Origin of the sequence: Streptomyces sp. M92 (genome assembly GCF_028473745.1) — a bacterium.
Taxonomy (GTDB): domain Bacteria; phylum Actinomycetota; class Actinomycetes; order Streptomycetales; family Streptomycetaceae; genus Streptomyces.
In genome coordinates this window covers 3,051,156-3,072,223 of the sequence record NZ_CP101137.1, presented here as the reverse complement: position 1 = coordinate 3,072,223, position 21,068 = coordinate 3,051,156, and the positions used below count along the sequence as shown (strand labels likewise).

15 protein-coding genes are annotated in these 21,068 nt (G+C 73.0%); 3 read left to right on the top strand and 12 right to left on the bottom strand.

What is annotated here, in order from left to right:
- Positions 1–8: 8 nt before the first annotated feature.
- The 3 genes from M6G08_RS14095 to M6G08_RS14085 form a co-directional block, all read right to left on the bottom strand.
- The gene (locus M6G08_RS14095) at positions 9–689 is read right to left on the bottom strand and encodes an AIM24 family protein (RefSeq protein ID WP_272587509.1); all 681 of its coding nucleotides are present in this window, start codon (positions 687–689) and stop codon (positions 9–11) included.
- A gap of 13 nt (positions 690–702) precedes the next feature.
- Positions 703–2,490, bottom strand: a complete 1,788-nt coding sequence (locus M6G08_RS14090) for a TerD family protein (RefSeq protein ID WP_272587508.1) — start codon at positions 2,488–2,490, stop codon at positions 703–705.
- A 146-nt stretch (positions 2,491–2,636) separates the two neighbouring features.
- The gene (locus tag M6G08_RS14085; protein WP_272587507.1) at positions 2,637–3,233 is read right to left on the bottom strand and encodes a M48 metallopeptidase family protein; all 597 of its coding nucleotides are present in this window, start codon (positions 3,231–3,233) and stop codon (positions 2,637–2,639) included.
- 240 nt (positions 3,234–3,473) lie between these two features.
- On the opposite strand from M6G08_RS14085, the gene M6G08_RS14080 reads away from it, so the two are divergent.
- Both M6G08_RS14080 and M6G08_RS14075 read left to right on the top strand, forming a co-directional pair.
- Positions 3,474–4,688, top strand: coding sequence for a TOMM precursor leader peptide-binding protein (locus M6G08_RS14080; protein ID WP_272587506.1), 1,215 nt, complete (start codon positions 3,474–3,476; stop codon positions 4,686–4,688).
- A complete protein-coding gene (locus M6G08_RS14075) occupies positions 4,681–6,084 on the top strand; it encodes an ABC1 kinase family protein (RefSeq protein WP_272587505.1) in 1,404 nt (467 codons plus the stop codon). The genes M6G08_RS14080 and M6G08_RS14075 overlap by 8 nt, the downstream gene beginning before the upstream one ends.
- Positions 6,085–6,191: 107 nt before the next feature.
- Here M6G08_RS14075 and M6G08_RS14070 read toward each other — a convergent pair whose 3' ends face one another.
- From M6G08_RS14070 to M6G08_RS14055, 4 genes are all read right to left on the bottom strand, one after another.
- Positions 6,192–6,515, bottom strand: coding sequence for a putative WhiB-interacting protein (locus M6G08_RS14070; RefSeq protein WP_073724384.1), 324 nt, complete (start codon positions 6,513–6,515; stop codon positions 6,192–6,194).
- Positions 6,512–6,880 carry a WhiB family transcriptional regulator gene (locus tag M6G08_RS14065; protein WP_125504338.1) on the bottom strand — a complete coding sequence of 123 codons (369 nt, stop codon included), beginning with the start codon at positions 6,878–6,880 and terminating at the stop codon, positions 6,512–6,514. The genes M6G08_RS14070 and M6G08_RS14065 overlap by 4 nt, the downstream gene beginning before the upstream one ends.
- A 173-nt stretch (positions 6,881–7,053) precedes the next feature.
- Positions 7,054–7,386 carry a hypothetical protein gene (locus M6G08_RS14060; RefSeq protein ID WP_272587504.1) on the bottom strand — a complete coding sequence of 111 codons (333 nt, stop codon included), beginning with the start codon at positions 7,384–7,386 and terminating at the stop codon, positions 7,054–7,056.
- Positions 7,387–7,548: 162 nt separating this feature from the next.
- Positions 7,549–9,759 (bottom strand): ATP-dependent DNA helicase UvrD2, encoded by a 2,211-nt coding sequence (locus tag M6G08_RS14055; protein WP_272587503.1) that lies wholly within the window; start codon positions 9,757–9,759, stop codon positions 7,549–7,551.
- Positions 9,760–9,963: 204 nt separating this feature from the next.
- Here M6G08_RS14055 and M6G08_RS14050 point away from each other — a divergent pair, with 204 nt between their 5' ends.
- On the top strand, positions 9,964–10,206 hold the full coding sequence (locus M6G08_RS14050) for a mycoredoxin (RefSeq protein WP_055417962.1): 243 nt from the start codon (positions 9,964–9,966) through the stop codon (positions 10,204–10,206).
- An 86-nt stretch (positions 10,207–10,292) separates the two neighbouring features.
- Here M6G08_RS14050 and nudC read toward each other — a convergent pair whose 3' ends face one another.
- From nudC to M6G08_RS14025, 5 genes are all read right to left on the bottom strand, one after another.
- Positions 10,293–11,237, bottom strand: a complete 945-nt coding sequence (nudC, locus tag M6G08_RS14045) for an NAD(+) diphosphatase (protein ID WP_272587502.1) — start codon at positions 11,235–11,237, stop codon at positions 10,293–10,295.
- A gap of 156 nt (positions 11,238–11,393) precedes the next feature.
- Positions 11,394–12,797 (bottom strand): dipeptidase, encoded by a 1,404-nt coding sequence (locus M6G08_RS14040; RefSeq protein ID WP_272587501.1) that lies wholly within the window; start codon positions 12,795–12,797, stop codon positions 11,394–11,396.
- A gap of 10 nt (positions 12,798–12,807) precedes the next feature.
- Positions 12,808–16,302 carry an ATP-dependent helicase gene (locus M6G08_RS14035; RefSeq protein WP_272587500.1) on the bottom strand — a complete coding sequence of 1,165 codons (3,495 nt, stop codon included), beginning with the start codon at positions 16,300–16,302 and terminating at the stop codon, positions 12,808–12,810.
- 124 nt (positions 16,303–16,426) lie between these two features.
- Complete coding sequence (locus M6G08_RS14030; RefSeq protein WP_272587499.1) at positions 16,427–20,143, bottom strand: UvrD-helicase domain-containing protein; 3,717 nt, start codon at positions 20,141–20,143, stop codon at positions 16,427–16,429.
- Positions 20,144–20,559: 416 nt separating this feature from the next.
- Positions 20,560–20,946, bottom strand: coding sequence for an MGMT family protein (locus M6G08_RS14025; protein WP_336298993.1), 387 nt, complete (start codon positions 20,944–20,946; stop codon positions 20,560–20,562).
- Between the last annotated feature and the right edge of the window lie 122 nt (positions 20,947–21,068).

The following is a 21,068-nucleotide window of genomic DNA, read 5'->3' as shown; positions in this document are numbered from 1 at the left end:
GCTCCCCCTCAGCCCCGGACCCGGAGGCGGTCGGTGCTGTCCTCGCTGGGCTGGACGACGACGATGCCCTGACCGGAGAAGGCCATCTGGTAGGCCTCGCCGCTGCCGCGGCCGATCAGTGACTGCGCCTTGAAGCTGCGCTTGCCCTTCACCTTGAGGTTCGGGGACCAGGCGACGAGCGCGTCGGGGTCGACGTACGTCTCGTCCTCGCCACCGCCGCAGTCGACCACGATCGGCTTGCCCCGGGAGGTGAGCGCGACCCAGCCCTGTCCGGAGATCTTGGTGTTCCACAGGCCCTGCCCGGCGAACTTCGCCAGGCCCTTGACCCGCTCCACGCCCCAGGTGAGGTGGGCGTCGAAGGCGAGCAGGTTGGTGGCGTTGACGGAGATGCCGTCGCCGTTGAGGTTGATGACGACGACGTTCGCGCCGTAGTCGGCGAGGTAGAGCAGTCCGTCACCGGAGCACTTCATCAGGGGCGCGCCCTCGCCGGTCATCCAGTCCTTGGCGATCTGGCGGACGGCCGACGGGTTGGGCTCGTACTGGACGAAGCCCTCGTAGGCGGTCATCGAGCCCACGCGCGCGAGGAGGTCGTTCCCGGTCTGCATGGCGACCTTCAGCATGTGGTTGCCGTGGTTCTCCATGCGGGCGGTGACCGGTGCGGGAGCGTAGCCCGCGAGCGGCTGGTTCATGTCGGGCTCTCCCTCAGATCTCGTACGGCTGGACGATGACGAAGTTTCCGGGCGCCGCCCGGAACTGCAGGTTGACGCTCTCGCCCGTGTCGCCCGCGTATGAGTTGCGGCGCATCCGTACCTGGCTGGAGACGACCACCTGGGCGGCGGCCGACCAGGCGACGACCGCGTTGCAGTCGGCGAAGGTGGTGGGCGTGACCGGCAGCACCACCGGCACGCCGTGCGTCTTGACGACGATCGTGCCGGTGCCCTGGAACTGCATCGTGAACAGCGCGCCACCGGGGATGCCGTGCCCCTCGATGCGGCGGACCTCGTACTGGAGGCTCTCGTCAAAGGCGAGGACGTTCTCCGCGGAGACGCAGATGGCGTCGCCCTGGAGCTCGATCGGGTGCAGCATCGCGGAGTTGTCGGCGAGGAACACCTGTCCCTTGCCGGTGCAGCGCATCAGCTGCATCTCCTGGCCGGTGGCGTTGCCCACGACTCGGCCGGCGAACCCGGCGCCCTTGTAGCCGAAGTCGACCTTGCCCTGGTAGAGCACCATGCTGCCCTGCCGGGCGAGCACGGGCTGACCGTCCGCGCCGAGGTCGACGCGGACCAGCTTCTTGTTCTGCTGGGTCCAGCGCTGCCCGGTCGCCGTCTCGCGGAACTGCTGGAGCGCGGCCGTCACACCGGCGCCCTGCGGGGCTCCCTGGGGCACGCCCTGGGGTGCCGCGCCCGGCGCCATGCCCTGCGGGGCTCCGTGGGGTGCCTGCTGGCCGTAGCCGGGAGGCGGGGCCGGCTGGCCGTAGCCGGCGGGGGGAGTCTGCTGGCCGTAACCCGGAGGCGGGGTCGGCTGGCCGTAGCCGGGCGGCGGGGCCGGGGCGTGGGGCGGCTGAGGCGCCTGGGGCTGGCCGTAGCCGGGAGGCGGCGGGGCGGTCTGACCCGGCACCTGGCCGTGCGGCTGCTGCTGGCCCGGCTGGCCGTAGGGCGCGGGCGGAGGCACCGGGGCGGGCGGAGGCACCGGGGAGCCGCCGGGCGGCGTGTTCATGGGCGCGACGATCGTCTGCGCGGCGTGCACGTCGGAGCCGGGCGCCGGGGCGGGCGCCGGGGGCGGAGTGGCGCCGGCCGGCGGTGCGAAGCCCTGCGGGGCAGCCTGAGGTGCGGGAGCCGGGGCCGGTGCGGGGGCGGCGGGAGCGCCGAAGGCGGGCGGAGCCGCGGCCTGGGCCGGCGGCGCGAAGCCCGGGGCGGCACCGTCGACACCGGCCTGCGGCTGCTGCGGTGCGGGGGCCTCCTCCTCGGCCACCTCACCGCCGAAGTTCCTCAGCAGCGCGTCCAGCCCGCCGTCGAAGCCCTGCCCGACGGCGGCGAACCGCCACACGTCCTTCAGGTAGAAGTCGCCCAGCATCACGGCGCGCTCGGTGGAGAACTCCGCACCGCTGAACGGGTACCGGGCCACCTCCTCACCGCCCGCGACGATCCGGATGTATCCGGAGGCGACCTGCGACATCTGCCCCGCGCCGTCGACCGTCGCCGTGAAGGACAGCTTCTGGATCTGCGGTGGGATCCTGTCGAGGGTGACCCGGAACGACTCCGTGTCACCCGCTTGCGCACCCAGGAGCTGAATGGACTCCTCGGGGGTCTTCGGCTGGTTGAAGAACACGAAGTACCGGTCGTCCGACAACCGCTCGTCGGCGTCGAGACCGAAGCAGCTGATGTCGAAGCTCAGCCCGGGGCCCGAGATCTGCACGCCTACGTACAGATCCGTGCCCGCGGTGAGGTCACTGATCCTGGCCTTGTGGCCGCGTTGGAATTCCCTGGCCATGCGTTACGACCGTCCCCCATCCGAATGTGAGTGCGTCGCGCCAGGCTAACGGCAATCCAGGACAGGGGAAGAAGTCGGTACAGAGCCGGTACAGAACCCGTGCGCCACTGTGCCGGACCCCTTACGGGGCGTACTCCCGGGGCGCGCTACTCGCTGCGCGCTCCGGGTACGTGCGGCAGCCGGTCGGCGGCGACAACGCCCTCGAGGAACCCGCGGGCCCGCTCGGTCCGCGGGTACGCCTCCAACAGCCGCCAGAACCGGGGACCGTGGCCGGGGACGAGCAGATGCGCCAGTTCGTGCAGGAGGACGTAGTCGACGACGTACTCGGGCATGCCCTGGAGGCGGTGCGACAGCCGGATGCTTCCCTCGGACGGGGTACACGAGCCCCAGCGCGTGTTCTGGTTGGTGACCCAGCGGACCGAGGTGGGCCGGGCCCGCCCCTCGAAGTACTGGCCGGACAGGCACTCGGCGCGCTCGGCGAGTTCGGCGTCGCCGAGTACGCGTTTGCTCTCCTGGGCGGCGAGCTTGTCCAGCATGACGCTCACCCAGCGTTGCTCCTCCGCCTCGGACATCCGGGCGGGGATCAGCACGACGGTGCGATCGCCCTCGCGGTACGCGGAGACCGTCCGGCGTCGCCGGGTGCTCCTGCGGACCTCGATCGCGCTCGTCGCCGAGCCGTTCGGCGGCGGATTCGTCGGTGTGCGCTGGGGCGCCCCGGCGCGGTGCAGTGGGTCGGCGGACACGCCACGACGTTACCCGCTGCACCCGGGGAAGTCCCGGCTCCGGGACGCTTCGGCCCCGATCCGGCACCCCTCGCCCGGGTGTACGACTGATTCGTACGACGAATACCCACCGGCTGTGGACAACTTTCGACGCCTCGGGGCGCATCCGGGCATGCTGGCACTCGCCGGCGCATTCGCGACCGACCACGCGGACCGGCACACGCAGAAGTCGAAGGTCTGAAGACCCACGGGGGGCCTGGCATGCATCCGATGGTGAAGCCCGCGCTCAGGCGCGGCTGGCGCGATCTGAACACCGTGCAGTTCGGGATGACGCCCGCGCACGCGGTGACGCTCGGCCCGGTGGACACCGCGACGGGCAGCTTCCTGGACCTGCTCAACGGCACCCGCGGTCCCGCTCTCCTGCGTGAGGAGGGCCGCCGCATGGATCTGCCGGACGGACATGTCGACCGGGTGGTCGAGGGGCTCGCCCGTGCCGGTCTCCTCGACGACTCCAGGGGCGGTGGGCCGGACGCCGACGCCCTGCGGGAGAAGAGCGCGGTGCTCGACCGGCTCCGGCCCGACCTGGCTTCCCTCTCCCTGACCACGTCCGCTCCGGGGGAGGCGATGAGGCACCTGGCCGCACGACGCGCCCTGCGGGTCCGGGTGAGGGGCGCCGGACGGGTGGGCGCGGTGGTGGCCGGTCTCCTGTCGGGCGCGGGCGTCGGCGAGGTCGACGTGCTCGACGGCGGGTGCGTCGAGCCGTGGGACGTCGCCCCGGGCGGGCTCCCCGCCGAGTCCGTCGGGAGCCGCCGGGACGAGACGGCCCGCCGTGTCGTCCGCCGGGCAGCCCCCGATCGGCCGCCGCGCCGTGGTCCCGCGACACCGGCCGAGGAGGACGCCCCGGGGTTCTCCCTGGTGATCGTCGCCCCTCGCGACGACGTCGCGGTGCACGCCCCCGATCCCGCCGCCGCGGATTCCCTGATGGCCTCCGGCACGCCCCACCTGTACGCCGGTGTCGTCGAGGGGACCGGTGTGGTCGGTCCGCTGGTCCTGCCCGGCGAGACGGGGTGCGCGGGGTGCCTTCAGGCTGACCGCACCGACCGGGACCCGGCCTGGCCCCGTCTGGTGGCGCAGTGGCGCTCCGGCGGCCGCCGACAGGTTCCTCCCTGCGCTCTCACCCTGGCCACGACGGTCGCCGGGCTGGCGGCGGCCCACGCTCTCGCGTTCCTGGACGGGGGTACGCCCTCCAGCATCGGCACCCGCTGCGAGGTGTCGCTCCCCGGACTGCGGTGGCACACGCGCCCGGTTCCCGCGCACCCCGCCTGCCCGTGCGACGCCGCCGGAAAAGGTAAGCAGGAACACATCTCCGTGGAGGGGGAGCGGCGCGCGACAATGGCTGGGCAAGGGCCGTCAGCGGACGTTCGCCGTGAGGCAGAAGCCGGGCGGCCGGCTGGGACTTGGAGGGCGCATGTCTGATCTTCCGCGCAAGGCGGTCACCCGAACCGCCAAGCTCGCCGCGCTCCCGCTCGGCTTCGCCGGGCGGGCGACCTGGGGGCTCGGGAAGCGAATCGTGGGCGAGTCAGCGGAGATCGTCGGCCAGCAGCTGCAGCAGCGGACCGCGGAGCAGCTGTTCAAGGTGCTGGGCGAGCTCAAGGGCGGGGCGATGAAGTTCGGACAGGCCCTGTCCGTCTTCGAGTCCGCGCTGCCCGAGGAGGTCGCCGGCCCGTACCGGGCGGCCCTGACCAAGCTGCAGGAGGCGGCACCGCCCATGCCGACGGGCACGGTGCACTCCGTTCTGGCGGAGCGGCTCGGCGAGGACTGGCAGGACCTGTTCCTGGAGTTCGAGGACAAGCCGGCCGCGGCGGCGTCCATCGGCCAGGTGCACCGCGCGGTGTGGCACGACGGCCGCGAGGTGGCGGTCAAGGTGCAGTACCCGGGCGCCGGCGAAGCCCTGCTGTCCGACTTGAACCAGCTCAGCCGCTTCGCCCGCCTGCTCGGCCCCCTGGTTCCCGGCATGGACGTCAAGCCGCTGATCACGGAGCTCAAGGACCGGGTCTCCGAGGAACTGGACTACGACCTGGAGGCACAGGCCCAGCGCGCCCACGCCGAGGAGTTCGCGGACGACCCGGACATCGTGGTGCCGGACGTGGTCCGCCAGTGCGAACAGGTACTGGTCACCGAATGGATGGACGGTGTCCCGCTGTCGGAGATCATCGCGGACGGTACGCCGCGGCAGCGCGACCGGGCCGGTCAGCTGCTGGCGCACTTCCTCTTCTCGGGCCCGGCGCGCACCGGCCTCCTGCACGCCGACCCGCACCCCGGGAACTTCCGGCTGCTGCCCGGCGGGCCGGACGGCGAGGACGACTGGCGCCTCGGCGTCCTGGACTTCGGCACGGTCGACCGGCTCCCGGGTGGTCTGCCCGAGCCGATCGGGCAGGCCCTGCGCATGACGCTGGACGGCGAGGCCGACGCCGTCTACGAGATGCTCTGCGCCGAGGGTTTCGTCAAGGAGTCGATAGAGCTGGACCCCGACGCCGTCCTCGACTACCTCCTGCCGATCATCGAGCCGGCCCGGGTCGACGAGTTCACCTTCACCCGCGGGTGGATGCGGAGCCAGGCTGCCCGGATCGGTGACCCGCGCTCCCCCGCCTACCAGCTGGCCAAGCAGCTCAACCTGCCGCCCGCCTACCTCCTGATCCACCGCGTGACCCTGAGCACCATCGGTGTGCTGTGCCAGCTGGGGGCGACGGTGCGACTGCGCGACGAGCTGGAGGACTGGCTCGTGGGCTTCCTCCCCGAGAGGGAGGACGACGAGGAGGACGGGTACGAGGCGGAGACGTACGAGGTGGACGAAACGGCGGCGGAGGCCTGAGCCTTGGGTCCTGACACGCCGTGGGGGCCGGTCCGTTCGGACGGACCGGCCCCCACGGGCAGAGGTTTCGCCTCCTGAGCCGGGAGGCCACCGCTTCGGGTGATCGGTTACTGCATCACGGCCATGGCGAGCGCCCGCCGGGCACGCAGCGAGGCGCGCTCGGCTCGGCGCTGCATCCGGCGAGCGGTCGCCAGGCGCAGCGCCCGGCGTTCCTGCTCGGCCTCGTGCAGCCGGTCGTGCATATGCGCACGAGCCAGGGCTTCTGGGATGAGTTGCATCTCACGGGTCCTGTTCTGACGCGAGTCCTTCGCGTCGCTGGTGGTGAAGTCTTCAGGCGCGGTGCCTGCGATGTCGTGGGTGGACGGCTTCATCGGGGCCTGCTTCTTGGGGTCGTGCGTGAGGGGGCGGTCGATCGTTCCTGCGGTGTTCATGCCGTGACCGGGTTCTTGCGCGGGCGACCACGGGGCCGCTTCCGGGCGACGACGACACCCTGGACGAACAGCTCGCCACCCCAGACGCCCCAGGGCTCACGCCGCTCCTTGGCACCGGCGAGGCAGGCCTCGATCAGCGGGCAGGTACGGCAGAGGGACTTGGCGTACTCGACGTCCGCCGGCGACTCCGCGAAGAAGACCTCCGGGTCGTAGGAGCGGCAGGGGACGGGCACGCCGAGGTTCTCGATGGCGTCGTCGAGCGCGGTGAGCGCGGTGAGCGGGGTCAAGGTGGGGTCCTCCGTGGAGCCGGGCTTGGGGATCGTGTCGGAAGGCGGTACGGACGGGGCGTGCGCTTCGAGTTGCACGGTTGGTCTTCCTCGTCTGGTCGTTCCGGCCGGTCGGCCGGGTGGCGGCTTGGTACCGGGTTCTTTTCTTGTCCCGAGGCTCCTTCGTGCCGTCGTCCCCGTTCGGGGACAAACAGAAGGGCCGCGGATCCCGGATGGGGTTCCGCGGCCCTGAAGGCGCCGGCCTGATCGAATCAGGCTGGATCACTCCAGGGTTCTGGCCCACGGAAGGCCCACATCAGGTGGTGCTGCGTCGTCTGCTTCCGGAATCCGGCACCGGTCGCCGTAAAGGCATAGGCCTGCGCCTGTGCCACTACTGCTGCTTCCAGTGCCTTGGTCGGTCGCTCATCGCGCTCACGGACGGGAAGGCCCGCGGGGGCAACGGAGAGGGACGCCGGACGCACGGCACGAATGCCGGACAGACCGGTGCCCGGGTTCGAGGCGCCGAGCATGCACAGGGAGACGGCCGAGCGATCGGTCATTTTGGCGGTGGAGCTGACGGTGGAGCTGAAGTTGATGCTGATCACTGGACTCGCCTCCTCTCGGCGTCTAGGGGACTGGACGAACCAGTCCGCGGATATGCAAGTACAACACGGATTCAGGGCCTCCGGGAAGGCCGCCGTTCCCGTGACCAAGAACCTATGGGGATTCCCGGGGCATGCGCAAACTATTTTTTCGACGAGTTGGTTTCAGCCGTCCCCGTCAAGCCCCGCACCTTCCTGGCCTGCGCAGATGGCCAACACGTCGGCTCCGTAGCGGTTGAGCTTGCGCATCCCGACCCCTGGGATGCGTGCCAGCTCGTGTTCGTCCTCCGGGACGGACTCGGCGATCGCCATCAGCGTCTTGTCGGTGAAGACGCAGAACGCGGGCTGCCCGCTGAGTCCCGCCTGGACCGCGCGCCACTCACGCAGCCGCTCGTAGACGCCCTCGTCCATGTCGGACGGGCAGTCCTCGCAACGCATCAGCTTCATCTCACCCGCGTCGGTGAGCGTGCGTCCGCAGACCCGGCAGCGGGCAGGTGTCCGACGCGTCCGTCTCGGAGCGACGGCCGTGGCGCCGCTGATCCCGGAACCACGCTCCACGCCCCCGGCCCCCCCGGCCCCGCCGGCCGCCGTACCCGCGCCGGACGGCCCCGATCCGGGCCGCAGCCCCTTCAGGAAGCGGCTGGGGCGGCGGCTGGGCCGCCCGCCGGGTGAGCGGGCGAGCGCCCAGGAGAGGTGCAGGCGCTCACGCGCGCGGGTGACGCCGACGTACAGGAGGCGGCGCTCCTCCTCGATCTGCTCGTCGGTCTTTGCGTAGGTGATCGGCATCATTCCCTCGGCCACGCCCACCAGGAAGACGACGTCCCACTCCAGTCCCTTGGCCGAGTGCAAGGAGGCGAGGGTGACGCCCTGGACCGTCGGAGCGTGCTGCGCGCCTGCCCGCTCGTCGAGTTCGGCGACGAGGGCGCTCAGCGTGGCGCCCGTCGCGGCCGCGGCGAAGTCCTGGGCCAGGCCGACCAGAGCGGCCAAGGACTCCCAGCGCTCGCGGACGGCACCGGAGCCGGCCGGTGGCACGGGCGTCCACCCCTCTCCGGACAGCACCGCGCGTACCTGGGAGGGCAGGTCCACGGCGTCGTCGAGCAGGGAGTCGTTGCCGCCGAAGCGTGCCGCGGCCCGCAGGGCGCTGTGGGCTTTGCGCACCTCCGGGCGGTCGAAGAAGCGCTCCGCGCCGCGCAGCTGGTAGGGGACCCCGGCGTCGGCGAGAGCCTGTTCATAGGTCTCCGACTGGGAGTTCGTGCGGAACAGGACGGCGATCTCGGCGGCCGGCACGCCCGCGTCGATGAGCTCGCGGATGCGGCGGGCGGCACCCTCCGCCTCGGCCGGTTCGTCCGGGTACTCGGCGTAGACGGGTTCCGGGCCGGCGGGACGCTGGGAGACCAGCTCCAGACGGTGGTCGGCGGCCCGGCCGTGGGCCTGGGAGAGCAGGCCGTTGGCCAGGTGGACGACCTGAGGGGTGGACCGGTAGTCACGGACCAGCTTGACGACGGTGGCGCCGGGGTGGCGGCTGCGGAAGTCGAGCAGGTGGTCGGGGGTTGCTCCCGTGAACGAGTAGATCGTCTGGCTGGCGTCGCCCACCACACAGAGGTCGTCGCGGTCCCCGAGCCAGAGCTCCAGCAGGCGCTGCTGGAGGGGGCTGACGTCCTGGTACTCGTCGACCACGAAGTGCTGGTACTGGGCGCGGACCTGTTCGGCGACGTCCTGCCGGTCCTGGAGGACCGCGACGGTCAGCAGCAGCACGTCCTCGAAATCGATCACGCCTCGCCCGCGCTTGAGGTCCTCGTAGGCGGCGTAGAGCTGAACGATCTCCGCCGGGTCGCGGGGCGCCTCACGACCGGCCTTGGCCGCCGCGAGGGCGTAGTCGGCAGGGACCGTTTGGGTCACTTTGGACCACTCGATCTCGGCGGTCGCGTCGCGCAGCTCGCCGCGGTCGAGGCGGATGCGGCACGCGGCCGCGGCGTCGGCGACGAGCTGGATCTTGCGGTCGACGAGCCTGGGCAGGGAGCCACCGATCGCTTTCGGCCAGAAGTACTGGAGCTGGCGCAGCGCCGCCGAGTGGAAGGTCCGGGCCTGCACGCCCGCCGCGCCGAGCTGGCGCAGCCGGCCGCGCATCTCCCCGGCGGCGCGGTTGGTGAAGGTGACGGCGAGCACGCTGGTGGGCTGGAGGATGCCGGCGCGTACCCCGTAGGCGATGCGGTGGGTGATCGCCCGGGTCTTGCCGGTACCGGCACCCGCCAGGACGCACACCGGACCGCGCAGGGCGGTCGCCACCTCGCGCTGCTCGGGGTCGAGCCCTTCGAGCACCGCGTCGGCCGAGTCCGGTACCGGCGGGAAGAGGGTGGAGTGCGTTGCTGCTGTCACACCGCCATGCTGCCAGGTCGCAGGTGACGGGTGCGTCGGTTGTCCACAGGCACGCACCGATAGTCGTACCAATGCGATCAATGCGCGTATCGCTGCGGCAGGTGTCACACGCCGCGGGAATGGTGGGGCCGCTATGGACGTTCCCTTCGTGCGGCCCTCCAGGCGCCGCCGAATTTCCCGAGCCGCCGAAGGAGCGCGAGAGACATGCCGGGCACTGTGACGATGTACAGCACCACGTGGTGCGGCTACTGCCGTCGGCTGAAGAGCCAGATGGACCGCGAGGGCATCGCGTACACCGAGATCAACATCGAGCAGGACCCGGAGTCCGCAGCGTTCGTGGAGAAGGCGAATGGCGGAAACCAGACGGTCCCAACCGTCCTCTTCCCCGACGGATCGACGCTGACGAACCCGTCGCTGGCGCAGGTGAAGCAGAAGGTCGGCGCGTAAGCGCACCGGCACGACGCCCGACAGGCGACAAGCAGAGGGGTGGCCCTCCCCGCCGGGGAGGGCCACCCCTCTGTCCGTGTCTCACCTCAGAAGGCGCCGCGCGTGGGCAGCGGCTTGCCGTACCAGAGCTCGATCAGGCGGGCCGCGATGGAGATGCCGTAGGGCGGGAGCACCTCGCCGGACTCGAAGGCGGCGTCCAGCTCGTCGCGGGAGAACCAGCGGGCCTCGTGGATCTCGTCGCCGTCGACGTCGATCTCGGTCGAGGTGGCGCGCGCCATGAACCCCAGCATCAGGCTCGACGGGAAGGGCCAAGGCTGGCTGGCGACGTACTCGACGGGACCGACGGTGACGCCGACCTCCTCCTGCACCTCTCGGCGCACCGACTGCTCGATGGACTCGCCGGGCTCCACGAACCCGGCGAGCGTCGAGAAACGGCCCTCGGGCCAGTGGACCTGGCGGCCGAGCAGGAGGCGGTCCTCGTCGTCCGTCACCGCCATGATCACCGCGGGGTCGGTGCGCGGGTAGTGCTCGGCCCCGCACGCGGGGCAGCGGCGGATGTGGCCGGCCGCGGCGATGACGGTGCGCTCGCCGCAGCGGGAGCAGAACCGGTGCAGGCGCTGCCAGTTCTCCAGGGCGACCGCGTGGGCCATCAGACCGGCGTCGCGGGGCGACAGGAGCAGGCCGGCCTCGCGCAGACCGGCCGGGCGGGCGGACTGGTCCATGCGGCCGGGCAGGGAGTCCTTCTGGAGCGCGAAGTAGCTGACGCCGTCCTCGTCGGTGCCCAAAAAGTACCGGTGTGCCTCGGTCAGCGGCGCCTCGAAGGACGGCGTCATGACGAGTTCGGTACGTCCGTCGGGCGTCTCGTCGATCAGGACCTGACCGCCGGAGACCACGAAACAGCGCGTCGAGGGGTGGCTCCACGCCGCCGCGAGCCAGGCCTCGTCGAGGCGGTGGTGGGCGGCACGGTCGATGCCGCTCGGGGCGGTGAGCGAGATGGGACGGTCGGCGGTGTGGTCGGTCCAGGTGGTCACGGGTGCTTCCAACTCCCCCGGTGAGCGTTTCGGTTCGGCAGGCGGTTAGCGGTTCGTGCGGCGGTTGGCGACCGGGTCCGGGAGGGCACGGGCGGTACGGCGGCCTTTCCAGTGTGCCGCGCGCGGTGCCGGCCCGGTCCCGGGCAGAACAGCCGCTCAGGGGGCGTGGCGCCAGTACTCCGCCAGGTCACCCCACAGGTGGGCGGATGTTTCGACGCCTTTGAGCAGCAGGTCCAGCTCCACCTTCTCGTCGGGGGCGTGCCAGCCGTCGGAGGGGACGGAGATGCCGAGGAAGAGCACCGGCGCCCCCAGCACCTCCTGGAGGTCGGCGGCCGGGCCGGAGCCGCCCTCGCGGGTGAAGCGGACCGGTTTCCCGAAGGCCCGGCCCATGGCGCGGACGACCGACTGGAGCGCCGGGTGGTCCAGCGGAGTCAGGCACGGCCGGGTGGCCGAGCCGAAGGTGATCTCGCAGCGGATCCCGGCGGGCACCTGCTCGGCCGCCCAGGCGCGGACGGCCTTCTCGACGTGGTCGGGGTCCTGGCCCGCGACCAGCCGGAAGGACAGCTTCACCATGGCGGACGCCGGGATGATCGTCTTGCTGCCGGGGCCCTGGTAGCCGCCTCCGATGCCGTTGACCTCGGCGGTGGGGCGGGCCCAGACCCGTTCCAGGGTGGTGTGCCCGGCCTCGCCGTGCGCGGCGTGGGACTTGGCCGTGCGCAGCCACTGCCCCTCGTCGAAGGGCAGCTCGGCGAAGAGGGCGCGCTCGCGCTCGGTGAGCTCGATCACGCCGTCGTAGAAGCCCGGGATCGCCACGCGCGCGTGCTCGTCGTGCAGGGCGGCGACCAGGCGGGCGACGGCGGTGGCCGGGTTGGGGACCGCGCCCCCGAAGGAGCCGGAGTGGATGTCCTGGTCGGGTCCGTGCAGCCGGATCTCGCACTCGGCCAGGCCGCGCATGCCGGTGCACACCGTGGGGGTGTCCTCGGACCACATGCCCGTGTCGGAGACGACGACCGCGTCGGCGCCAAGCCGGTCGGCGCGCTCCTCGACCAGCGCGCGGAAGTGCGGGGAGCCGGATTCCTCCTCGCCCTCGATCAGCAGCTTGAGGTTGACCGCGGGGGCGGTGCGGCCGGTGGCCGCCAGGTGGGCTCGGACGCCGAGTGTGTGGAAGAACACCTGCCCCTTGTCGTCGGCGGCCCCGCGCGCGTAGAGGCGGTTCTCGCGGACGACGGGTTCGAAGGGCTCGCTGTGCCAGCCGTCCGCGCGGGCGGCGGGCTGCACGTCGTGGTGGCCGTAGACGAGGACCGTCGGTGCCTGCGGGTCGCCCGAGGGCCATTCGGCGAAGACCGCGGAGGCGCCCGGTGTGGGCCACACCTCGGTGGTCGGGAAACCGGTCTCCTTCAGTTTGGCGGCGAGCCAGTCGGCGCTGCGGCGCACATCGGTCGCGTGGTCGGGCTGGGCCGACACGGACGGAATGCGCAGCCACTCGACGAGGTCGTCGAGGAAGGCGGCGCGGTGGTGCTCGATGTACGTACGGACAGCGCTGTCCGGGGTGTCGCTCATGCTCACGAGCCTATCGGCCCGCACCGGCACCCCGATCGTGCGGTTCGTCACCGAGCGGGTCGGCCAGCAGCAGCCTCTCCAGCTCGGCCCGGCCCGGCAGCCCGGCGGGCCGCACCACCTCGCCGGTGCGCACGTACAGGAAGGCGGCGGTGACCGATTCCAGGGGTACGCGCTGCTGCTCGGCCCAGGCGAGGCGGTAGAGCGCGAGCTGGAGCGGGTCGGCGGTGCCGGCCCGGCTCGTCTTCCAGTCGACGATCTCGAATGTGGCCGTCTGGCCGTCGCCCTCCTTGTAGACGGCGTCGATGCGGCCGCGTACGACTCGTCCCGCGAGCGAGAGCTGGAACGGCGCCTCTACGCGGTAGGGGGTGCGGCGGGCGTACTCGGTGCGTTCGAAGGCCTCCTTCAGGAACTTCAGGTCGTGTTCGCCGGCGATCTCGGCATCGCTGCCCGGCAGCTCCTCCGGCTCCAGCAGGGGCAGCGTCAGCGGTTCGAAGCGTGCCTCGACCCAGGCGTGGAAGCGGGTGCCGCGGCGGGCGGCGGGCTGGGGCGGCCGGGGCATGGGTCTGGCCAGCTCCTGTGCGAAGCCGTCCGGGTCGGCGGCCATGCTGAGCAGTTGGGAGGCGGTCAGCGACGCCGGGAGCGGCACTTCGGTGACGCTCTCCCGGGAGCGCAGGAGTTCGCCGGTGAGGGCGTCGAGGTCGCGGTCCCAGGAAGCGACGGTGCGGGCTTCCTCCGGAGTGAGGCGGGAGGGGGCGGCGGGCCGGTCCGAAGGAGGCGCCTGGTGCGGGACGGCAGGGCGGGCCGGTGGCTTCGTGTGGAGTGGTGGCGCGACGGGGCGGTCCGTGGTCCAGGAGTCCCAGTCGGCGGAGTCTTCCTCGGTCCAGCCGGGATCGAGCGGGCCGCCTTCGTCCAGGGGTGCTTCGGCGTCCGGGGGCGGCGGCCAGTCGGGGTCGTCGTAGGTGTCCGGGTCGTGGGTGGCGGCGGGGTGGTCGTCCTGTTGCGCGGCGAGGTCGTCCAGGTGGGCGAGGACCGTCTCGGCGGCGGCCCTGCGGCGGGCGAGGGCGTCGGCGTCGAGTGGCAGGGGCCAGGCGTGGTCGGCGGCGGCCCGGTGCAGGGCCGGGTTCTCCTCGCCCTCGGCGGGTTCGTCCGCCCATGCCTCGATCTCGCCGTGTCCGGCGGCGCAGTGTTCGTACAGGGCCATGAGGAAGCCGGACGGTCCGCGGGGCTTCTTCTGGCTGGGTCCCCACCAGTGTCCGGAACCCAGCAGCAGGGAGCGGGGACGGGTGAAGGTGACGTAGCCGAGGCGCAGCTCCTCGGTGTGCTGGTGTTCCTTCATGGCCTCGTGGAAGGCCTTCAGGCCCCGCGAGTCCCAGGACTCGACGTCGGGCAGGGTGTCGGCGTCACCGCGCAGGCCGTGCGGCAGCACCTTGCCCTGAGCGGTCCACTTCTCCCGGCCCTGACCGCTGGGAAAGGTGCCGGTGACCAGGCCCGGCACGGCGACGACGTCCCACTCCAGGCCCTTGGACTTGTGCGCGGTGAGTACCTTGACGGTGTTCTCGCCGCCCGGCAGGGCGTTGTCGAGGCCCTTCTCGTACTGGGCGGCGGTGCGCAGGAAGCCCAGGAAGGCGAGCAGGGTGGCCTCGCCGTCGCTGGCGGCGAAGGACGCGGCGACGTCCAGGAAGTTCGACAGGGTCTCGCGGCGGCGGGCGGCCAGGGCGTGGGGGGACGCCGACAGCTCGACCTCCAGGCCGGTGACGGCGAGGACGCGGTGCAGTACGTCCATGAGCGGGTCGGCGAGGGCCCGGCGCAGGTCGCGCAGTTCGGTGGCGAGCCGCGCGAACCGTACGCGCGCGTCGGGCGAGAACGGCAGGCCGTCGTCGTCCCCGCTGCCGTCCAGCGGCGTCTCCAGGAAGGTGTCGAGGGCGTCCGCGAGCGATATCACCTCGGAGGGGTCGACGCCCTCGACGGCCGCGGCGAGCCGCCGGTCGGGGTCGTCGTCGCCGTCCACACGCGCGTGGCTCACCAGGAGCCGGGCGCGGCGCCCCAGCAGGGCGAGGTCCCGTGGGCCGATGCGCCAGCGCGGGCCGGTGAGCAGGCGGACCAGGGAGGCGTTGGCGCCGGGGTCCTGGAGGACTTCGCAGACGGCGACCAGGTCGGCCACCTCGGGCAGGTGCAGCAGCCCGGACAGGCCCACGACCTCTACGGGCACGTCGCGGGTCACCAGGGCGCCCTGGATTTCGGCGAAGTCGGTCGCCGTACGGCACAGGACGGCGACCTCACCGGGCGCCGTGCCGGTGCGCACCAGGTGGGCGATGGAGTCGGCGATCCAGTCGATCTCCTCCGCGTGGGTGGGCAGCAGGGCGCAGCGGACCGTGCCGTCGCGTTCGGCGCCCGGGGCGGGGCGCAGGGCTTCCACGCCCGCGTGCATGGCGCGCAGGGGCTCGGCCAGGCCGTTGGCGAGGTCGAGGAGTCGTCCGCCGCTGCGGCGGTTCTCGCTGAGCGCCTGCCGGGCGGCGGGGCGGCCGTCGGCGTGCGCGAAGTGCTCGGGGAAGTCGTCGAGGTTGGCGACCGAGGCGCCCCGCCAGCCGTAGATCGCCTGGCAGGGGTCGCCCACGGCGGTCACCGGGTGGCCGGTGCCGGCGCCGAACAGACCGGCCAGCAGGATGCGCTGGGCCACCGAGGTGTCCTGGTACTCGTCGAGCAGGACGACCCGGAACTCCTCGCGCAGGACGCGGCCCACCTCCGGGAGCCCGGCCAGCCGCGCGGACAGGGCGATCTGGTCGCCGAAGTCGAGCAGGTCCCGCTCCCGTTTGGCGGCGCGGTAGCGGCTCACCAGGTCGGCGAGTTCGCGGCGCGCGGCGGCGGCCTCCGGGACCTTGCGCAGGTCGGCGTTGGTGAGCTTGGCGCTCTGGAGGGAACCGAGGAGACCGGCGTCCCAGGTGCGCAGTTCCCCGGGGGCGACGAGATGCTCGGAGAGTTCCGCGTCGAGGGCGAGGAGGTCCGCGACGAGGTCGGGGAAGGAGCGGGTGAGCGCCGGATAGGGGCCCGGCGCCTCACGCAGAACCCGCGCGGCGAGCTGGTAGCGGGTCGCGTCGGCGAGCAGCCGGGAGGTCGGCTCCAGGCCTAGGCGCAGTCCGTGGTCGGTCAGGAGGCGGCCCGCGAAGGCGTGGTACGTCGAGATCTCCGGTTCGCCGGGCGGATCGTCCGGGTCGATCGCATCCGGGTCGGTGACGCCGGCCCTGATGAGCGCGGTGCGCACGCGTTCGGCGAGTTCACCGGCCGCCTTGTTGGTGAAGGTGAGGCCGAGCACCTGTTCCGGGGCGACCTGGCCGGTGCCGACCAGCCACACCACGCGTGCGGCCATCACCGTGGTCTTGCCCGACCCGGCGCCGGCCACGATGACCTGCGGGGCGGGCGGCGCGATGATGCAGGCCGTCTGCTCCGGGGTGAAGGGGATACCGAGGAGCTCCTTGAGCTGCTCGGGATCGGTGAGATGGGCGGGCACGTCCAAGAGGCTAGCCGCGGGCACTGACAGCGGGTGCGCGAGCGCCGACGGAGTCGCCGGGAAGCGCAGGTCAGCAGGCGTGGTGCGACTTGTCACACCGGTCTCGGGCGTGGGTTTCGGCGGCTCACTCCACGACGTGCCGCCCCTCCGGCCGCGCGCTGCACGAGGCGCGGAAGGCGCAGTGGGCGCAGTGCTGGCCCGCGGTCGGGGTGAAACGTTCGTCGAGGACCTTCCCGGCGGCCGTGGCCAGCAGGTCTCCGACCCACTCGCCGTCCGGTCCCTCCAGGGACTCCTGGGCCTGCACCTTGGGCAGGGTCTCGCCACCGGCCCGCTTGGGCGCGCCCTGGCGCAGCTGGACGAGTTCGGCCCCGCCCGGTGCGGGGCGGGTGCCGTCGAAGGCCTCGTCGACGGCGCCCTCTCGGACGGCGAGCTGGTAGACGGCGAGCTGGGGGTGGTGGGCGACCTCGGCGGAGGTGGGTGCCTGTTTGCCGGTCTTGAAGTCGACGACGTAGGCGCGGCCGTCACCGTCGGTCTCCACGCGGTCCATCTGGCCGCGGATGCGCACCTCGTAGTCGCCCGCCTCCAGGGTCACGTCGAAGTCGTGCTCGCTGGCGACCGGCGTGCGTCCGGCGCGGTCCATCACGTGCCACTTCAGGAAGCGTTCGAGCGCCACGCGCGCGTTGGCCTTCTCCTGCGCCGACTTCCACGGCGCGTCGAAGGCGAGCGCGTTCCACACGGAGTCCAGGCGCTCCATGAGGACGGCGAGGTCGGCCGGGGTGTGCCCGGAGGCCACCTCGTCGGCGAGGACGTGCACCACGTTGCCGAAACCCTGGGCGGCGGTCGCGGGAGCGTCGGCCTTCACCTCCCGGCCCAGGAACCACTGCAGTGCGCAGGTGTTGGCCAACTGGTCCAGGGCGCTGCCGGAAAGCGTGACGGGCTTGTCGCGGTCGCGCAGCGGGACCTTGCTCTCCGTCGGGTCCCACATGCCCCACCAGCGGTAGGGGTGGGCGGACGGCACCAGGGGGCGGCCGTCCTCGTCGGCGAGGGCGGCGAGGCGGGCCAGACGGCGTGCCGCGGCCTGCCTCAGCGGTCCGGAGACGCGGGGGTCGACCGTGGTGGCGCGCAGCTCGGCGACGAGCGCCGCGACGGCGAGGGGGCGGCGGGGGCGGCCCGTGACGTCGACGGGTTCGACGCCGAGTTCGGTCAGGAAGCGGGAGGGCTGGTCGCCGTCGTCGGCCGGTGCCTTGACGGCGGTCACGACGAGCCGTTCCCTCGCGCGCGTGGCGGCCACGTAGAACAGACGGCGCTCCTCGGCGAGCAGCGCGCCGGGCGTCAGCGGTTCGGCGAGGCCGTCGCGGCCGATGCGGTCGGCCTCCAGCAGGGAGCCGCGGCGACGCAGGTCCGGCCACAGCCCCTCCTGGACGCCCGCGACGACGACCAGCCGCCACTCCAGCCCCTTCGCGCGGTGGGCGGTCATCAGGCGGACGGCGTCGGGGCGGACGGCACGCCGGGTGAGGGTGTCGGCGGCGATGTCCTCGGCGTCGATCTCCTCCAGGAAGTTCAGGGCGCCCCTGCCGCCGGTGCGTTCCTCCGCGCGAGCGGCCGTCGCGAAGAGCGCGCACACCGCGTCGAGGTCGCGGTCGGCGTTGCGGCCGGCGGCGCCGCCACGCCGTGCGGAGCGCTCCAGGCGGGTGGGCCACGGCGTTCCCTCCCACAGGTCCCACAGCGCCTCCTCGGCGCTGCCGCCGCCCGCCAGGCGCTCGCGTGCCGTGCGGAGCAGCGCGCCGAGGCGCTGGGCGCCCCGCGCGTACGCGGGGTCGTGCGCGGCCAGCCGTTCGGGCTCGGCCAGCGCCCGCGCGAGGAGTTCGTCCGAGGGCGGCGGCAGCGGGTTGCCGGCGGCCCGCTCCTCCTCGCGCAGGGCGCGGCCGAGGCGGCGCAGGTCGGCGGCGTCCATCCCGGCGAGGGGAGAGGTGAGCAGGGTGAGGGCGGTCTCGGTGGGAAGCCAGCACGGTTCTTCCGCGCGGCGGGCGGGTTCACCGCGCGTGGCGGCTGCCGCGGTGCCCGCGCCGGCGTCGGCCACGGCCTCGGCCGCCGTGTCGGTGTCCTTGTCCGCCCCGGGCTCGGGCTCGGCTGCCCTCACCCCGGTGTCCGTGTCCGCCCCGGGCTCGGGCGCGGCTGCCCTCACCCCGGTGTCCGTGTCCGCCCCGGGCTCGGGCGCGGCTCCCCTCACCCCGGTGCCCGTGTCCACCCCAGGCTCGGGCGCGGCTGCCTTCGCCCTGGTCGCCGGTACGGCGTCCACGGCCGGGTCGGACTCGGGGCCGGCCTGCGCCGCCGTGCCGGTGCCGGGTACGCGCCCCGGATCGGTCGCGTCCTGGGGGCCGACCCCGCCCCGTACGTTCCCGGCCTCGTCGCCGCCTGCCCCGGGCGCGGGTTCCCCGGCGTCATCGGCGCCCCCGCCCGATGCCGTGTCCGCCGCCTCGTCGGCACCCCCGCTCGGCGTCGCGTCCGCCGCCTCGTCGGTACCCGGCCGAACCCTGCCCCCCGTCTCCGCCTCCGCCACGGCTCGCAGGGCCGTCAGCAGGGGCGCCACAGCCGGTTCGTGGCGCAGGGGGAGGTCGTCGCCGTCGATGTCCAGGGGCACGCCGGCCGCGGTGAGGGCACGCCGGACCGTCGGGATGCCGCGGGCACCGGCGCGCACGAGGACGGCCATCTCACCCCAGGGGACGCCGTCCTCCAGGTGGGCCCGGCGCAGGATGTCGGCGACGTTGTCCAGTTCGGTGCCGGACGTCGGGTACGTGTACACCTCGACGCGCCCGCCGTCCCGGACCGGGGCCAGTTCGCGGTGGGCCCGCACCTTGACTGCGGGGAGGCGGGTCAGCGGCATGCGCTGGGTCAGCAGCCGGGTCGCGGCCAGCAGGGCGGCCCCGGAGCGACGCGAGGTCCGCAGCACCTCGACCGGCGCCGGTCGGCCGTCCGCGCGCGGGAAGGCGGCCGGGAAGTCGAGGATGCCGTTCACGTCCGCGCCCCGGAAGGCGTAGATCGACTGGTCGGGGTCGCCGAAGGCGACGAGGGTGCGTCCGCCTCCGGCCAGGGCGTGCAGCAGCCGTACCTGGGCCGGGTCGGTGTCCTGGTACTCGTCGACGTACACCGCGTCGTACTGGGCGGCCAGCCGCGCGGCGACCTCGGGGCGGCGCGCGAGGAGCACCGCGCGGTGGACGAGTTCCGCGTAGTCGAGTACGCCCTGCAGGTCGAGCACGTCGAGGTACTCGGCGAGGAAGACGGCGGCGGCCCCCCAGTCGGGGCGGCCGATGCGCCCCGCGAACGCCTTCAGTGCCTCCGGGCCGAGGCCCAGCTCGCGGGTGCGGGCGAGCACCGCGCGGACCTCGTCGGCGAAGCCGCGGGTCGTCAGGCAGGCGCGCAGTTCGTCGGGCCAGCGCACGTGGGAGAGGCCGGCCCGTTCCAGGTCCACCTGCCCGGCGAGCAACTCGCGCACGGTCACGTCCTGCTCCGGGCCGGACAGCAGCCGCAGAGGCTCCACGAACAGGTCGCTGTCCTGGTGGGCGCGGACCAAGGCGTAACCGAAAGAGTGGAAGGTGGTCGCCCTGGGGGCCCGTGCGGCGCCCATGCGCAGTGCCATCCGGTCGCGCAGCTCGACGGCCGCCTTGCGGCTGAAGGTCAGCACCAGGATCCGCTCGGGGTCACCGCCGCGGGCGATCCGGTCCGCCACGGACTCCACCAGAGTGGTGGTCTTCCCGGTGCCGGGACCCGCGAGGACGAGCAGCGGCCCGCTCCGGTGGTCAACCACGGAGCGCTGGGCGGCGTCCAGACGAGGGGGGTCCATTCGCGTCGGCGGGGTACGCACCAGTCGGTAAGCGCCACGGCTCCCCCTTCGCACCTGGGGGTGCGAAGGGTGTCGGGTGGAGGAAAAGGAGCTCACGTGGTTCGCCGGTCCTGGTGGGTGTGCTGATGGACTGCCCGCGCCGCGGGCGCGGCGGTGGCCGCGGGACGAGGGGGACGCGTGCGGCCGACGCTACGCCGACGGGCGAGGCGGAAGCAGTGCTTCCGCTCCTTCCCTCGGACCCCTCTCACGCCTCGGGACCGTCAAGTCCCTCGGGTCCCTCTTGCCCGTCGGCTCGCTCGGGACGCGGGTGTCCCCCGCCCCACGAACGTACGCCATGCCATCGGCATGCCCGAAGTGCCCCGTTTCCCTCATACGGATCACGGGTCACACACCGACGGGTCCGATGGCGGAAGCTTTCAGGTGTGACCCTGTGCGCGTTCACCGCCGTCCCACCGCGCCCGCCTCAGGTCGAGGCGGGGCACGTGGCCCTCCGCGGCTCTGCTCGCCTCCTTCAGGGGCGTGCCCTCCTCCCGGTAGCGGCCGAGCGCCTCCAGTTCCTGCCCCGCGAGCAGAACGCCGTCCGCGCGGACGACACGCCACCACGGAACCCCTCCGCCGTAGAGGGACATCACCCGCCCGACCTGCCGTGGCCCGCCCTCCTCCAGGTACTCGGCGACGTCCCCGTACGTCATGACGCGGCCCGGCGGAATCATCTCGGTCACCTCGAGGACCCGCTCGGCGTACTCGGGCAGTGCGTCCGCGTACTCCGAGCGGGCGTCGTCCGCAAAATTCTGCTCGCTCATCCGCCTCATCCTGCCCCACCGCACCGACAACGGGACGCCCTCCCGACGGTGCGCGTCCCTCGCCCGCGAGCGGCGCTTCCGGCAGACTGTGCGGCCCGCAGGGGCACCCTGATGCCTGCCGA